Origin of the sequence: Photobacterium sp. Hal280 (genome assembly GCF_037162255.1) — a bacterium.
Lineage (GTDB): Bacteria > Pseudomonadota > Gammaproteobacteria > Enterobacterales > Vibrionaceae > Photobacterium.
Window position 1 is genome coordinate 675,135 of sequence record NZ_JARLUO010000001.1, and the last position, 16,939, is coordinate 692,073.

Genomic DNA, 16,939 nt, shown 5'->3' on the forward strand with positions numbered 1-16,939 from the left:
AACTCTAATAAATGGATTGGCGATAGTTGATATGCTGTTAGAAGATACATATATTTGCTCAAGAGAAGATAGCAATATCGAAAAAAATAATCTAATTAAAGATTGGATGCTTAATTATATCGGAGAACCAAGTGATCACATAAATCGTATTGGAGCAATATGCCCATTTGTAAAGAAAGCACATAACTCTGGCTCCATATACTTGGTTCAGTATGATGCAAAAAATCAAGGGTTCGAAGAGTATAGGTCAGAAATGTGTAAGTTAATCGACCTTTACAGAAAGAAAGAGTTAGAGCTACCACGTGAAAAAAAGGAATTATTTAGTATTGTCGTTATAATTAACGGCCTTTCCGAAGAGAACTATTCAAAATTCATTGATGATTTACATTATTCATGCCGACTGGAATTTATGAAAGAGGGGCTAATGCTTGGAGAGTTCCATCCTCACTCTAGAAAACCTTCCGCTAGAAATGAGAACTTTCATCCACTGATAAGTCCCATACCTTGCTTTGCACTAAGAAAAATCACCTCTCATGATATTTTATTTATCAATCATGATGGTGACGCTGTAGAAAAGCGCAAAGAAGAGCTTAATCTTTATATTGAAAAGAATGGCTTCGTTGGTAAAAAGGCAGATGTCTTTTACAAAAAAATAAAAGAATTGGGTTGAGTCAATGATAAATCATTTAACTAATAAAGTTATCCATTTGGTGAATAGGATTGGAAGTAATGTGGCTATATTTCGATTTCAACCATTCAATGGACAGACCATTAAGCTGGGTTAAATGAACTATTTCATGGAAGCATGATTGAACAAAAACCAAACGTCAAACTTAAGAAAAAAGCACTTGAATGTAAGGATGTTACGTGAGAAGAATTCCACGACAAATAAATTTTTTATTTGTATTTAATGGTCTGTCAATCCTTGGCAATGCAATAACCGAAGTAGCAATCCCCTGGCTTATTCTTGAAATATCAGGAAGTCCATTATTAGTAGCTGGAATCATGTCAGCGAAAATTTTGCCTGTGATGTTATCAGTTTTCTTTAGTGCACAACTAGTCGATAGGTATAGTGCCTACCGTGTATCCGTGATATCTGACATGGTCAATTTTGTCAGTGTTCTATTGATACCAGTGTTCTTTGTAGCTGATGTTCTGGATTTCTATCTCTTAGCGCTACTCCTGTTGTTTTCTACAATACTAGATTCCCCAGGTCGCTTGGCTAAGGATGTAATTTTAGCAAAAGAAATCTCACAAACTAAAAGTGAAAACGAGCTCATCAACGGGGTTAATAGCACAATCGAAAATGTCTGCGATCTCATAGGGCCTGTAATAGCATCGCTGATCATTGCTACTTTGGGTGTCGTAAATGCCCTTTACTTCGATGCGATTAGTTTTCTGGTTGTCGCCTTGGGCTTGATCATTTTGAAGAAGCACTTCACTTCTTGTATAGACAAAGGAACTATAGCATCTTTTCCAGGAAAGGAATATATATTTGACTCAGCGAAATACATCATAAAAAACAATGATATTCTATCAATACTTATATTGAGTGCTATTGTTAACTTGGTTGTCACCCCATTTTTATTGGTATATCTGCCTTATTTGAATAAAGTTACGTACGATTCGATACTGAGCTTAGGTATATCCATGACAGTGTTTGGTACTGGGACAACCCTAGCATCGTTGGGGTATGGAATTATAGCAAAAAGATATTCGAGTGAACGAATAATAATATTTGGTTACACACTACTTCTTGTATGCTTTATTATTTTAAATCAAATACAAAGCCAATATATTCTGTTCACAACGCTATTCTTTATCGGTATGAGTGTCGGCATGACTGGTCCAGTAGAAGTTACGATGATCCAAAAACGAGTGGATGAAAAAATGTTTAGTCGTGTAATGACAATTTTCTCTTCAGTCAGATTTTTGTTTGTGCCTGTTGGGTATCTTTTAGTTGGAGTTTCTCTAGAAACTGAACTAGCAATTGGTGTTCCCTATATCCTTGCTTGTATCGTCGGGTTAGGCTTACTTTCTTACTTATTGATATCGAGAAGAAATTTAGTAAGCTCCTCAAAGATAAATGAATTTCAGTGAAAAGTAGAATTCATCTTAATAACATTTACTAATTAAAAACTATTACCAACATGAATTTGACAGTGTTACAACGCAGAATGTGGTGGCTCAATGAACTCAACCCGAAGGCTGCGGGATTCAATATTCCTGTGCTTCTTGAGTCCTCTACGGAACCTTCGACTGATCGGCTAGAAAACTTAACGAGTACCATCGTAAGTTTAAATGTAGCCAGCTACATCCTAAAAGATTCCCCTCGCCTGGCATGGGAGAAGATACTGACCAATACCTTTGCTATCGATAGAATTATCAATGACAGTGGATGTATTGAGACATTATTGACTCGGCTAGCAAGACATCACTTTGACCTGAGGAAAGAGCCTCCACTTAAAGTCACTCTAGTGAAGACGAAAACTAAGACATATTTGATGTTTGTCTTCTGTCATATTGTTTTCGATGGCTCAGCCGCTGCAATGTTTATCAATAGTCTCGCGAAAACGACACAAAATGAACTGACTTACTTAACAGGAGCAAAGACCCAGCCTGTTGACACGCAATCTTCTTCAACAGAGAGAAATGGTTTCGAACATTGGATGGAACAATTCGCGAATCTTGAGCAAGGCCTTCTTTCTGATTATAAAACAACGGACGATGAAGTCGCTATATTTGATATACCAGACCAACTGTTCACAAAAAGTAGAGGTTTTTGTCGTAGGCGAAAGATAAGCCTGTCTACGCTATTGCTTTCAGTATGGGCAGAATGGCTTCTTTGCCAGTTAAACCAACCTTTTGTGACGATTGGCACAGCTTTCGAGAATCGGAATGCTCCACAAAAGAGGTATGCGTTAGATCTCTATGTATCTATATACCCCCTAGTAATATCTAACGCTTCAATTGACCAGCTAGAACTGCAGCTAGAAACTGCGAAGCAGATGCCTCAAGTACCATATGAACAACTTGCTGAAACAGAGGCATATTCAGGTGTCAAGCGCTGGTTTGATTGCTTTTATGGCTTTCACCATTGGCCAAAATCTGAATTGAATATTCAAGGTTCAACCTGGTCCATATGTGCCTTCACACAAGGTATCTCAAGATACCCCCTGTCATTAGATGTTTTTTTATTAGGAAAAAGAGGTTTATTCAAGATCGAAAAAAATATCAACCTCTTGGGATTAGAAGCCAGAGATATCTATGAGCAACTTCTAGAAATCTTAAAGAATAAAATTAAATCATAGAAAGCAGATATATAGGAACACACAATGATATTGAATGAATTACTGACTCGTATTAATTGCTACGAAAATAAGTTAGCCGTTATTGATGAACAAGGTCATTACACCTACAAATCTCTGAATGATCGAATCAAAAATATTGCATCGTTCATTCACGCTTTAGAACATAAACCAAAGTACATCGCTGTCTTTCTACCAGGAAGTTTCCAGTTTATAGCGGGAACACTAGCGACTGTTTTTTCAGGGATCAGTTACATACCAGTCGATCCGAATATCGGAGCGAATCGCTTAAAGCAAATTCATGAGCAAACAAATTGTTTAGTACTTACTAGTTCTAAGTTTCGCCATGTAGTACCCGAAGGTATTGAATGTATAGACATTGAAAAAACTGAAACGCCTCAGGAATGGCCTATCAGTTCAAGACAAGGTCAAGAGTGCCTATACACCATCTTTACTTCTGGTACGACCGGAAAACCAAAAGGTGCACAGGTTCATGTAAGTGGTGTTGATAATTTGATTGATTGGTACACGAAGGAGTTAAATATTACACAAGATGATGTGGTCTTGATCCCTTCATCAATTGGATTTGACCTGACGCAGAAGAATATGTTCTCCGCGTTAAGTGCTGGAGCTTTGTTGGTCTTTCCGGAGTTATCCCCTTTTGATCCTGTCTATATACGTAATTTAATTGCAGAGCACAGAGTAACTAAATTTAACTGTACACCTTCCACGCTTAGCTTGATATCAGACACTAATATAAAGGAATACTTATCCAGTCTAGATACGGTTGTATTGGGTGGAGAACAAATAGCAGTCACAGTGATTGAACACCTACACGAACTAAACCCCAATATACGTTTTATGAATTCCTATGGACCGACAGAATGTTCAGATGTTGTATGTTTTCATTGGATTACTGCCGAGTCGATTAGATCACAACAAGGCATTCCTATAGGTAAAAATATTCCGAATACTCGTTTGGAACTCGAAAATGTCTTTGAAGATGATACCGGCAGAGAGCTCGGTGAAATTGTGATTAAAGGTGAACCAGTTGGACTTGGCTATCTCGATCAAAGCCGCAACAGTAATTTTGACTTGGCATCATCCGAACGTTCTTATCGAACCGGTGATCTTGGATATTTCGAACATGGTCAACTGATTTACAAAGGCCGAATGGATAGACAAGTAAAGTTCAACGGCTGTCTCGTTAATCTAGCTGAAATTGAATACTGTCTTCTTTCTCACGAGGCAATTATCAATGCCTTTGTATCACTAGATGAATCTGGAAAAACGCTCGTCGCTTGGTACCAGTTGAAGGAAGATATCATTGTTCCACAACATCATGTAACCAAGTATCTTGAAAAAGAGCTTCCTACCTATATGCAACCGAACAAGCTCCTTTGTAAAGATTCTTTTCCGTTGAACCAAAATAACAAAGTAGATGCCACAAAGCTTCTTGAGGAACTGCATTCAGGTCTTCCGGCGAAGCAGCTTGAGACTACAAGCGCAACTGAACAGTTCATTTTTTCGACGATCAATGAGCTTACCAAGGAGCAAGTTACCTCGAAGACGCAATCGCTGTTCGATTTAGGTATGAGTTCTTTGCAAATGGTACAGCTGCTTAATCGTATTAACCGGAAATATAACCTGGCTTTAACACCAAGGGATTTATTCGGACTTCAAAATGTTGGGGATGCTATCAGTTTTATAGACTCTAAAAAAGTTGAGGATCTCGACTTGAATACTTTGATCATTTAATACGAATTAGCCAGTTAACAGAAAATGCAAGTTTTCTGCGCTTGCTTTTTCAGTTCATTTTGAAAAAGTTAGCTTATGACCACCGATTTATCCGTGACTTAAAGGGGTTTCAAATATGTTATCAAATTGGTTAAATGCGAATGAGATTATAGGCTCACTACGACGGAAAAGTCTTGATTTACGTGTCATGGCTAATGGCGATCTGAAAATCATTGGCGAAGGGAATTTGGGATCAGACGAGATTTCTGAAATCAAATCATTAAAACCTTATATTCTGGATATTCAGTCGAACATTCAGAGAAAGCAGTCTATAGATACGGAAAAATATCTGTTGGAAGACTTTGAAGACGCTTTTTATGTGACTCCACAGCAGCGACAATTGCTTTCACTAAAAAATAACTACTCCCATGACTTTTCATATTACATTCCGCTAGTCCTGAAATTCGAAAATATAGAACAAGCAGCACAGGCTCTTGATAAACTCTCTACCTATATACATCACTTGCCTGCAAGTAAGAGATGTTTTCGATCAGACGAAACAAGATACAAACTTAGAAATGATGCTGCTCAGCGACCTAAGCAGACTGATTATTCCTGTTGTCGTTCAGACTTAGAGTCATATATAGAAAAAATAATTTACCGTCCATTTGATCTTGGTGAAAGCCTTATAAGATTTGGACGAATTATGACAGAAGAAAACGACTGTTTTGTTTACTTTGTTTGCCACCATATCATTGCTGATGGTTGGTCTCTTGGGAACATGTTGGCAGCTATCTTCACGGATAGCATGTCAGCTGATCAGTCACATCACCTCAATTATGCTTTATTGAAAAACGACAGAACCGGACTGTTAAAAGGTAACCAGAAAAAATTCTGGGAAAGTTATTTAGAGCAGTCTGAAATATCATCGAATTTGCCCCTGCAACATTCGAGTCAACCTGTTATTGAGTCAACCTCAAATCAGAAGAATCTTCGTATCGAAGGTGAGATCTATCATAACCTTATCAAAAATGCTCATTCTTTGGGGGTAAGCAAATACTCTATGATGGCGTTCATACTGTCGACGTCAATTTATTACTTTACACGAAATCCTGATGTTCACTTTGTCACGACATATGCGAACCGTGAGGATTGTTTTATCGAATCAGCATTTGATTTTATCGTTGAGTCTTTCATCGTACGTAATCAGGTTGATCTTGAGAAGACCGTCGGTATGGCTATTGATGAGATAGCGAAAAACCTATCGCTAGTTCAAGAGTTCGCAGATTTTCCAATTCTCGAGGAATACAGAAAAATCGTTGGGAGTAATACTTCAAATACTGACCTAGATGTCATGTTTAGTTATCAGAATTTCCCATACGATTTATCATTAATTGGAGCTGAGTTAGTTCCAATCAAGAAGCGATATAGTAAGGCACCGATTTCGATAGAGGTGTTTGAAGGACAGAATCTGATTGATATACGTTTCGATTTTGCTGTGAGTCGTGTTAACGAAAATCATGCAAGGCAATGGGTAGACTATTGGCAGCATTGCATCGAGAAACTAGCAGCGGTAGACGACCCATTTAACCTTCGCTTGGTTGATATTTTGACGACTGGTAAAGAGCCAGAGATTGTAGGAAAGCGGCCTTCGGTAGAACAACGATATATTCAAGAGATCATTGCTGAGTCGTGTTCGACCTATGCGTCTGATGTTGCAATTGTGGATCATCATAATACTCTCACTTATGGGGATTTGTCCGGTTTGGTGAGGAAATTTAGTCCTCAACTGAAGCCTTCCGGCTACATCATTTTCTTATCAAAATCTCATCGTTTGCATGTGGCTATGCTTTCCGTTCTTGATGCGGGTGGGCATTTTGTTTGTATTGACCCAGCTGACAGTGATGAAACATTATCCTCAAAAATCAGATTGGCGTCGGATTTTGTTGTTCTCACTGAAAGGTCATTGAGCCAAAGGGTGCGCAAATGTACTTCTGAATTAGTGATATATGAATCTTTATTAGACTCAAGTGCTGCCATGGCTACCGATTGGTCAAGACGGCCTTATGCAAGAAAAATCATGTATGGTGTATTTAGCTCCGGTACGACGGGTAATCCTAAACTTTCACTCAACTACCATGATTCTTTTTTAAATTTGTTAAGGCACTTTGAAACACTAAGTCCACAAAATAAAGACACCTTTATTCTGGGCTCTCAGGCGTTCGACACTGTATTGAAGAATATCTTTCTTCCACTCCTCTCTGGGGGAAAGTTTTCATTTATGATTATCCGATCTTCGATGTACAGCAGGTATTGAATGACATCTTTAATAGTGATGTGTCCGTCCTCAATTCTGCATATTCGCTCATGAGTACTTTGTTCGATGACACACAGGCTAAACAAAAACTATCCAAAATAGAAAAAATAATCATAGGTGGTGAGATTTGGAGTCTCGACAAGATTAAAAATAATCATGTATTACCCGAGACATGCGAGGCGATTAACTCATATGGTCCATCAGAAACCGCTGATATCGTTTTAACTGGTGTCTGTAGCGCCTATTCAAGTTTAAAGACTCCACCACTGATCGAAGCACTCGCTGGTTGCAGTGTTTCGGTGGTTGATGACAATCTACAACCGATGCCGTATCACTGTAAGGGGCAGCTTCTGATCAGCGGCTTGTGCGTTGGTGCGGGGTACACTCAGTCTTCGTTGACGAAAGAGAAATTTATTGATTTTGAGGAAAAACCTTCTTATCTAAGCGGTGATGTTGCCGAAATTACCCAAGATGGTGAGGTTATCATTCATGGCAGGGTTGATGACCAGATCAAAATCAATGGGATTCGCGTTGAGCTTGCTGGCTTAGAAGTGCAAATACAGCGAGCCACTCACCCATATAAAATTGCTTTGCGAGCTTTCAACTCGCATACAATGGGTACTTACATTGTTTGTTATTATCTCTCTGCAAGCCCGTCATTGGATATTGACACAATCAAAGCCGAATTGACTAAACGTTTCTCACCGGAATTGTTACCGAGGTATTGGGTTGAATTAGATGCCTTTCCTCTCTCGGTCAATGGAAAACTAAACAGAAAAGAGCTCCCAAAACCCGACTTGGAGCCGCCTCGGACTGTAGAACCAGAAAATATCATGGGGTTCATCCAGAATGACTTGGGTATTCCAATTACCAATGAATCGGACGACTTGCTGGCACACGGCGCAGATTCAATAAAAATGAACCGCTTAAAAGCACAACTTGAGCAGCTGTACGGCCGTCAGTTTACTCTTGGAAACATGTATGACACACCAAACCTACAAGCCATTCTTGCTCATCACCTAGCGCCTTTGGAACAGAAGTTGCCGAGTCTTGATAAGACAGCACTCTCCGCTTCGGAAAAACAATTCCTGTTTTTAGAAGCAAATCAGAGCTCTAATCGATACCATATTTGTGGTGCTTTTCGGTTTTTAAAGAAATTTGAACCATCTCAAGTTAAGAGAGCACTTGCTGAATTGATAAAAGCAACGGAGACGTTACGGCAGCAATACGACGATGCCAGCCTAAGAAAGCAGGTGATAGGCCTAGATGAGGCTTTGTGGCCACAAGAGTGGTATGAATCAGGAAAGATCAATTTCAGTGACTTCTGTAATCACAAAGAGATTCACTTGAATACAGGCTTGCCCATTCGATTTTGGGTGACGGATTCTGATTGTGGGCAGTATGTCGATGAGCTGTTTATCAAGGTTCACCATATCGCTGTTGATGAGTACTCATTATCACTCATCATCGATAAGTTTGTTGCAATTTTAAGCGGGCAAGAGACTGACTTCGACGCCCTAAAGGCTTGGCCTGCTGAGACCAAAGCACAGTTGTCTAATTGGATACATCTTCAAGAAATCATGCCGATTAACTTCCAGAGGGGAGAGTATGCTGCGACGAACGTTGAATACCAACTTGACACGGTTTATGCAACAAAACTGAAGGAAATATCCTGCCAATTTGGTGTCACAGAGTTCAGCGTCATGATGAGTATATTTGGTTATGCGCTAAATATGGTCAAGGGTGTCGGTGAGTTCGCTGTTGGCACCCCTATCTCGGTGAGGGATACGACAGAGTTGCTTGATACAGCTGGTTGTTTTATCAATACACTTCCGGCACATATTAAAATCAAAGAAATCTCTGACTTTTCGACACTGGTGCTGCAAACGCATCGCGAATTGGCGAGGTTGCAACAGCTGAAATATACTCCTCTCATTGATATCAAGTCCTGCCTTAAGGCTGATCACGACCTCTTCAATGTCATGTTAGTGAGGCATCAGAGTGAGTTGATGGGAAGCCACAAAGCCAAGAGCTTGTTGGAACCCACCCATCAGTTTAGCTCTCCTCCGCGGCTCGATCTGACCTTACACTACACTCCCAGTGAGAAGGGCGTTCATTTGAATTATGAGTACAGTCATAATATCAACCCTGGCGAGATTGAAGTGATTCATCATGCGATATCCATGATATTTGATGAAATGATATTGCATGCCTCAAATAAGCAGCTGTGTGATATAAGGCTGCCAAGCAGTGCTTATTACAAGCCTATGAATCAGCCTGTCCTGGATATTGTCGATTGTATTGTTTCCCATGCGAAAAAAAACCTAACACAATTGCACTGCACAACTATCTAGAAAATCAGATGGTCAACTACCAAGAATTGTATTTTGACATGGCTGCAATTTCTTCAAGATACGATGCGCACTTCGACTCCGGTGTGATAGCGATCTTAGATTCTAATCCGATGAATGTTATTCGGTTAATGTTAGGTGCACTTTATTCAGGGAGAGGCTTTGTAGTTTTAAACCCAGAGGATCCAGCTGCACGTCGAGCCAAACTAGTTGAGCAAAGCGGATGCGTTGGTGTTGTTTCACTCAATCAATATTCTGATTGTATTCAGATAACTTATGATGAAGACACAGTCATTTCAGACCAGCCGTGTGCTCGTGAGGATAAAACAGCTTATCTGATTTTCACATCCGGCAGCACTGGTGAGCCCAAAGGCGCAGTTATCCAGTATGACACTTTATGCTTCTCGACGACGTTGCGCTACAACATGTATCAACGACAAATGCGGCGTTTTTTACTGCTAAGTCCGCTTACGTTTGACAGCGCTTATGCAGGTCTATTTGGGACTCTGGTTTCGGGTGGCACACTATTACTCCTCAACGAATCCGAACGGCGTTCTCCTCAGGCGCTGATCAACATCATGAGCAATGCCGCGCCTACGCAAACATTAATGACCCCTTCACTATATCGCTTAATGCTCGATCTACCACGCTTCTCTCATCATCTTGACTCGATCATTCTTGCGGGCGAAAGGTTGACTCAAGACTTGGTTGATAGTCACTTTGCTCGATTTGAAAGGACACAGCTATTTAATGAATATGGGCCAACCGAGAATACTATTTGGTCTTCTGTGTATGAATGTATGCCGCATGCACAGCCACAGCATGTCCCGATCGGCAAAGTACTAGATGGAATGAAAGCAGCCGTCATGGATGAAGGGATGAATGCCGTCCCCTACGGCCAAAAAGGACAGCTCTATTTAGCAGGGGCTGGTTTGTTCAAGGGGTACATAAACAGCGATGCGCAGGAATCTCTTGTATGGCTGAATTTGTTCGATGAGCCTGAAAGATTTTACGCGACGGGTGATTATGTGACCATGGACCCCAACGGGATGCTCCATTTTGACTCACGCTCGGTTGAATTTATTAAAATAAGAGGCTACCGGGTATCTCCATCAGAAATCGAGCACTGTGTTCTCGGTATTGACGGCGTGAACGATGTAAAAGTTCTCGTAGAAAATGCTTCCTTGATGGCGTTTGTTGTATCTGATTCGATTACTGCAACAACCGCAAGGGAGCACTTAAAAGCACATTTGCCTGACTATATGGTACCTCACCGCATTTATATCACCGACAGTATGCCTTTAAACCGAAACGGTAAAATCGATACGGGGCAACTGAAGGAGAAGTACCTGACTCCAGAGCATATCAATAGCGAACCTTTAGAGCCCAAGTTCAATCAGTTAGTGTCAAATGTTCTTGGTAATTACGATATTAACCCTGACCGCTCTTTCTTCGAAAATGGCGGTAACTCCTTGCAACTCATGCAGCTATCCGCTGCGCTTGATGACGAGTACCAGAAACAGTTCCCAATTACACAATTGTATCAACAACCAACCCTTCGACATATACAACAATTCATTGCTCAATTGTCGGGTGAGTCGACCATTCATGTTGCCCATGAGGTCACACAAACCAGGGCTTCAAGGCGTTCAAATAAACTAACAAAAAGAAGGATGTGAGTTAGGTTTATGATGTTTACAGAATACGATATAGCGATTTGTGGTATGGCTTTTTTACTACCCGATGGCATTAACTCTCCCAGTAAGTTTCGTGATTTACGGCAGAAAAATGCTTCTGTCATTCGGGATTACCGATCAGAGTTTGAATCTGCATCTGATCAAGAACTGTTTCATTGTGGTTTTATTGATGAGCTTTACCTCTTCCCATACAAAGAATTTGGGTTGTCAAAGAAACATGCTGCGATGATGGACCCGCAGCAGAGAATGCTTCTGAAGTTGTCAAAGCATGCTTTACTTGACGCGGGTTCTCATACAATAAATCCGGGGAATAGGACGGGCTGTTTCCTATCGAGCGGAATCAATTATTATCTGTTGGATAATATACTTAAAAATGGCACAGAACGTCTTGAGATGGATATAAGTAGTATTATGCGTCTCAATGACAGCTCTTTCACATCGACGAGAGTTGCAAATACACTTGGACTGCAGGGACCAGCAATGACCGTCCAGTCCGCCTGCTCATCATCACTGAGTGCAGTGCATTTGGGTTGCCAATCCTTGTTATCCGGTGAGTCAGATCAAGTTCTCGTTGGTGCATGCTCCTTGTTACTGCCTCAGCATCGTCGCTTTATCGCTCGAGAGGAAGATATTTTATCGAATGACGGGAGTTGCCGCCCGTTAGATATGGCTGCAACGGGAACTGTGGCTAGTTCTGGCGGCGCTGTTTTCTTGTTAAAACCGGCCTGCGTTGCAGCCGAACATGGTGACAAGATTTATGCGGTGATTAAAGCCACAAGCATGAACAATGATGGTGGCGGAAAAACAAGCTTTGGTGCGCCTTCCATTTTTGGCCAGAAAACCGTCATGGAGGAAGGGCTTGCTCTAGCAAATCTAAAAGCTAGTCAATTGAGTTATCACGAGCTTCACGGCACTGCGACATTATTAGGTGATGTGATTGAGATGGAAAGCACCTCAAGCGCATTTCAACTTTCTGAAACTGATAGCGTCGCACTGGGGGCAATCAAGTCCCAAATCGGCCATACAGATACCGCATCGGGAATGTTTGGTATTTTAAACTGTATCTACAGCCTTGCCCATCAAACCGCGCACCCGATTGCAAACTTCAGCCAATTCAATCCCAAATTGGTGTCCTTTACTTCGGGGTTTTCAGAACCGGGCAAAGAAGTATCTTTATCAAACTCTGAAGAGGATACATTGTATGGCTCGGTCAGCTCATTTGGCATTGGTGGGACGAATGGTTTTGCCGTCATCGCTGTCAACTCCCAATGCACGGGTTTTCATACAGATTATAAGCCCCAGCAGTGGTCCAATGAACAAGAATGCCTTGTTCCAATCCAACCAGCAGAAAATCAAGAGGCAAGTTCATCGGGCACTGACAAGCATGATTCTGTGAATTACCTCACTGAATCGACATTGCTTAAGATTTTGGAGGAGTTGCTAGAGGAAGAAATCACAGATGACTCCGTTGGTTTTTATGATCTCGGTGGCGATTCAATCCTCCTCTTGGATTTTATCGATATTATCAAGAAGGAAACCGGTACAAAACCAGCATTACGAGAGATGGTTGAATCACCTTCGATCAAAGACTTGCTCCAGTATGTCATCAATATTCAAAAAATAGAGCACAAGATTTCTAGCAAGGACTCAGATGGCATCGGTTCAAATGACATCGCCTCGAAGAATAGCCAAATAACACAAATGGCACTGAATGAGCAGCAAAAGCGACTCTGGCTTTATTCAAAGATGCACCCGGACTCGGATGCTATGAATATCGCAAACATCTTTGAGATTGGAAGCTGTGTATCTGCTTGTGAACTGCAGGAAATATTAGGAAATTGGATCGCACGGCACCCGATATTAAATTGTCATATTGCGGAAAACCAAGGTGAGCTTTATTGGGAAGTCAATGAGACTGCAATAGAAGCTTCCGTATCGCCTAAAGCCAGCAAGCCCGTTGCAATTGGTAAAATGAAGCGAGAGTTAATTTTACCTTTGTGCATTGATGGCAAGCTATCCAAGCTCATGTTGCATGAGATTAAAGGTGGGTGGCTCATTGGCTTTTGTATCCATCACGCAATCATTGATGGCATACAGCTGAGAAGTATGACTGCAGAACTACGCAATGATTTTGGCATCAATTAATCGATTTTGTTTTACGAGAGATTATTATGAATTTTGGAACATGCAAAAGTTACTTTCATTTGAGTGCTAACTCTCACGATAGCTACTCTATGTTTGTCAAGCTAATGACCCATGTTGCAAGTGGCATGGGTTACATTCTTGGTAAAGATGCCCCTGTGGCCGCCTACGCATTCAATAACGGTGATGACCAACAAGGAATTAATTTCTCTGTTGCGAGCCATGCAACCAAGGTCTTTGAGAGCTTTAGCGATGAATCAGTGAAAGCCGCATATGCAGCAAACAACAAAACGATGTTGATGGCTATTACTTCTCCACAGCAAGTACCACCCAGCGAAGTCGATTTTTTTATTGGCTATGAAATGAACAAGCCGCTGGAAGGCATCAAAGAACACTCGCTATTACCACGACAAGGCCAGCATAAGATAACCGTTTATTTTAGACAGCAGATTCATTCTTTAGAATTAAATATCTCTTTCGACACGAGTTTGATTCATGGCTCGCAAGTTGCTGAGTTGTTGAAATGCCTCCGGAGGTCCTTGTCTATTGCTGAGGTGGCTGAGCAAGTTGCAATACTGAATGGAGAGTTCCTAGACGAAGTATTTGCAACTGAAACCCTATCGTCACAGCTTCAACTTGCATTTGAACGATATTCAAATTGCCAAGCCTTAGTTTCTAGAAACGACGTCATCACTTATGAACAACTCAATTGCGATTCATCGCAGCTTTGCCGTTATATCAGACAGAACCAATTGTCTCAAACCGATGTACTTGCCATTGAGGCTTCCACAAAACGGAATACTGTGACCGCTATCTTATCGGCTCTGAAGCTGGGCAAACCTTTTGTCATTATTGAGGCCGACGATATCAATAAAAGGCGCAAGCATATCCTGTCAAATTTCAATACGCCTTTGATAATTAATGATGCATTGATTGACGCGGCCTATGAGAACACAGAAAAGCCATACCAACAGGAGCCGTTTTTTCCTGCTTCACCCGATGATATCGTATGTTATACCTTTACATCTGGGACAACGGGTAAACCGAAAGGGATCGCAATCAAGAGTATTTCCTTGCTGAACAATATCCTTAATCGGCATAAAGAAATCTGTATTTCACCCAAAGATACTGTATTACATAATATTTCTTTTACTTTCGATCCATCTCTCTGGCAACTTTTCGGCGCGCTGAGCTTTGGTGCGCGTCTTGTTTTGCAAGAAACATCTGAGGTTCTGGACGCATCACTTACTTTTCAGCTGATCACTGATTATCAAGTCACCATTACCGATTTTGTCCCATCGGTGCTTCTTAAGCTTGTCGACAATCAACCTGAGAATATCCGACTGGATACCCTGCGCGTACTTTATGTTGGTGGGGAAGTATTTACACCTTCTTTATTGAAAACAATCCGTGAGATTTGTGATACGAGGGTTTTTAATCAGTATGGACCTTCGGAATGTACGATTGATAGTCTTTCTAGTGAAATTAAAGTATCAGACGGAAGAATAAACATTGGTACGCCCATCGCTAATTCATTCATGATGATTGTGGATGATAATGATCAACCTGTGAAAACCGGAGATGTTGGCGAGCTTGTTATTGGTGGGATCAACCTTTGTGATGGGTATCTTGACGCCTCTCTAAACGCCACAGCGTTCTTTGACTATAACGGTGATAGATATTATCGCAGTGGTGATTATTGCCTGGTTAATGAAGATCAACAGGTTGAATTTATTGGTAGAAAAGATCGGCAAGTCAAAATTAATGGTATTCGTGTTGAGCTTGAAGAGTTAGAAAGCAGGGTGACATTACTTGAGTGTGTAGATTCTGCTTTCGCAGTTATTCATGATGATGCCCTATCGATTTACGTGAAGTTTGCGCAATCAAATCCGGATAATGATGTAATTCAACTCGTTCGAGAATCTCTGCCTAGAAATATCTCAACAGCCAAGATTAATACTTTATCTCAAGTACCATTAACGACTTCGGGTAAGCCAAATTTATCGAGGCTTGATGAGTTTGTTCTCGCTGACACGGCAACAGAGGAACAGAAAAGCGTGGCTGTGTCAGATGAGCTAGTTCAGCGAATAATGTCATTGTTTTGCCGTGTATTAAAAATCAATGCGGTACATGAACACGACAACTTTTTCGCATTAGGTGGCAGTTCTCTCCAGATTATTGATTTACTTCTTGCAATCAAATCATCGGAGGGGGCTGAAGTAAATGTTCCGGATTTTATTCATACCCCTACCCCTACTCATCTCGCACGACTATTGGCTTCGCCTAAGAAGTCCTCCACGGCATTGGAGTCTCTTCCAAAGCGACTTTCTATGAGCAATGAAATGCGGCTTCTTGAGAAAGAGTATTCACTCGATTCCCGTTTACATCGACTGTTCTTCTCAGTTTCCTGCTGTAACTCCGAGTTTGAGTCGTTTAAAGAAAGACTCACTAATCTAGTTCAACAGACCTCAATTTTTAGATATAGTCTAAGTGATGAGACTGATTCTATTCATTTGGCTTACACCAGTGAACTCTCAAATTTATCTGTAAAAGGGAAGAACATCGTAGATGAAGCAAATGACTTACTTGATAATAATTGGAGGAATGGACATGCCATACCATTATTCAGTTTAATTACTAGTAAAACAGAAGATTCCTTATTCCACTTTTATATACACAGGGGAATATTCGATGGTTATACGGCCCGTATATTCAGTGATTTTATCGCTGATAAATCCCCCATCATAAGCAATGATTATGTTAAGTATATTCAGGAAAGCACTGATTCAGGCAAGGTCATTGGCTACCGAGAGTCCGCAAGGTCTATTATTTTTGACTATCAAAATATACTTGAGAATAAGCAAAGAGCCTCAGGTTTAAAAACACTCAATGAAACTAAATTTGATTCTAGCTTACAACAGACTTTAGTTACGATTTGGGAACATTGGCAAAGAGAAAAACCCGAAGAACCATTATATGTTGGAGTGTTGACAAATAACAGGATAGATACCCAGGAAATGTCTTCTATTGGTCGTTATGTCAATATTGTACCTTTGATAATTACACAGGATTCTGATATCGAACAGGTATCTAAATATATTTCATCGTGGACTACACCCTTCTATTACTACCAAGAAGAGTTGGAGAATATAACCAAGAAAGAAATCGTTTTTGATATCTTGATTAATCAAGATATCAGCGAATTTGATTCTCAACATCAGGTTATTTCTTATTCGCAACCTCAAAATTTAAATCATCTCTCTAATGAGGTAGTATGTATTAAGTAAGCCAGTTACAGTTCCCCCCGCGATTAAGGGGGAACTGTAATAATTGTAACCCGCCCCGAAAAACATGTCGCTAGTAATTAGAGCTTTTCCGTTTACACTG

Annotated in this window: 9 protein-coding genes; all 9 read left to right on the forward strand. The window is 40.6% G+C overall.

The window, feature by feature from the left end; genetic code table 11:
* The first annotated feature begins 31 nt into the window (after positions 1 to 31).
* The 9 genes from P4S53_RS03390 to P4S53_RS03430 all read left to right on the forward strand — a co-directional run bounded on the left by P4S53_RS03390 (position 32) and on the right by P4S53_RS03430 (position 16,839).
* Entirely contained in the window at positions 32 to 670 is a 639-nt protein-coding gene (locus P4S53_RS03390) for a DUF6875 domain-containing protein (RefSeq protein ID WP_337111383.1), read from the forward strand.
* A 197-nt stretch (positions 671 to 867) separates the two neighbouring features.
* Positions 868 to 2,100, forward strand: a complete 1,233-nt coding sequence (locus P4S53_RS03395) for an MFS transporter (RefSeq protein ID WP_337111384.1) — start codon at positions 868 to 870, stop codon at positions 2,098 to 2,100.
* 62 nt (positions 2,101 to 2,162) lie between these two features.
* On the forward strand, positions 2,163 to 3,311 hold the full coding sequence (locus tag P4S53_RS03400; RefSeq protein WP_337111385.1) for a condensation domain-containing protein: 1,149 nt from the start codon (positions 2,163 to 2,165) through the stop codon (positions 3,309 to 3,311).
* Between the two features lie 24 nt (positions 3,312 to 3,335).
* Positions 3,336 to 5,066, forward strand: coding sequence for a non-ribosomal peptide synthetase (locus tag P4S53_RS03405; RefSeq protein ID WP_337111386.1), 1,731 nt, complete (start codon positions 3,336 to 3,338; stop codon positions 5,064 to 5,066).
* Positions 5,067 to 5,181: 115 nt separating this feature from the next.
* Positions 5,182 to 7,362 carry a condensation domain-containing protein gene (locus tag P4S53_RS03410; protein ID WP_442958619.1) on the forward strand — a complete coding sequence of 727 codons (2,181 nt, stop codon included), beginning with the start codon at positions 5,182 to 5,184 and terminating at the stop codon, positions 7,360 to 7,362.
* 20 nt (positions 7,363 to 7,382) lie between these two features.
* The gene (locus tag P4S53_RS22565; protein WP_442958637.1) at positions 7,383 to 9,716 is read left to right on the forward strand and encodes a condensation domain-containing protein; all 2,334 of its coding nucleotides are present in this window, start codon (positions 7,383 to 7,385) and stop codon (positions 9,714 to 9,716) included.
* An 8-nt stretch (positions 9,717 to 9,724) separates the two neighbouring features.
* The gene (locus P4S53_RS03420; protein ID WP_337111387.1) at positions 9,725 to 11,392 is read left to right on the forward strand and encodes a non-ribosomal peptide synthetase; all 1,668 of its coding nucleotides are present in this window, start codon (positions 9,725 to 9,727) and stop codon (positions 11,390 to 11,392) included.
* A gap of 9 nt (positions 11,393 to 11,401) precedes the next feature.
* A complete protein-coding gene (locus tag P4S53_RS03425) occupies positions 11,402 to 13,555 on the forward strand; it encodes a beta-ketoacyl synthase N-terminal-like domain-containing protein (protein ID WP_337111388.1) in 2,154 nt (717 codons plus the stop codon).
* Positions 13,556 to 13,581: 26 nt separating this feature from the next.
* On the forward strand, positions 13,582 to 16,839 hold the full coding sequence (locus tag P4S53_RS03430; RefSeq protein ID WP_337111389.1) for a non-ribosomal peptide synthetase: 3,258 nt from the start codon (positions 13,582 to 13,584) through the stop codon (positions 16,837 to 16,839).
* The last annotated feature ends 100 nt before the right edge of the window (positions 16,840 to 16,939 follow it).

Bases quoted from the DNA above. Each gene is read 5' to 3' on its own strand.
- P4S53_RS03390 (WP_337111383.1), top strand. From the start codon at position 32: ATGCTGTTAGAAGATACATATATTTGCTCAAGAGAAGATAGCAATATC.
- P4S53_RS03410 (WP_442958619.1), top strand. From the start codon at position 5,182: ATGTTATCAAATTGGTTAAATGCGAATGAGATTATAGGCTCACTACGA.
- P4S53_RS03430 (WP_337111389.1), top strand. From the start codon at position 13,582: ATGAATTTTGGAACATGCAAAAGTTACTTTCATTTGAGTGCTAACTCT.
- P4S53_RS03405 (WP_337111386.1), top strand. From the start codon at position 3,336: ATGATATTGAATGAATTACTGACTCGTATTAATTGCTACGAAAATAAG.
- P4S53_RS03425 (WP_337111388.1), top strand. From the start codon at position 11,402: ATGATGTTTACAGAATACGATATAGCGATTTGTGGTATGGCTTTTTTA.
- P4S53_RS03420 (WP_337111387.1), top strand. From the start codon at position 9,725: ATGGTCAACTACCAAGAATTGTATTTTGACATGGCTGCAATTTCTTCA.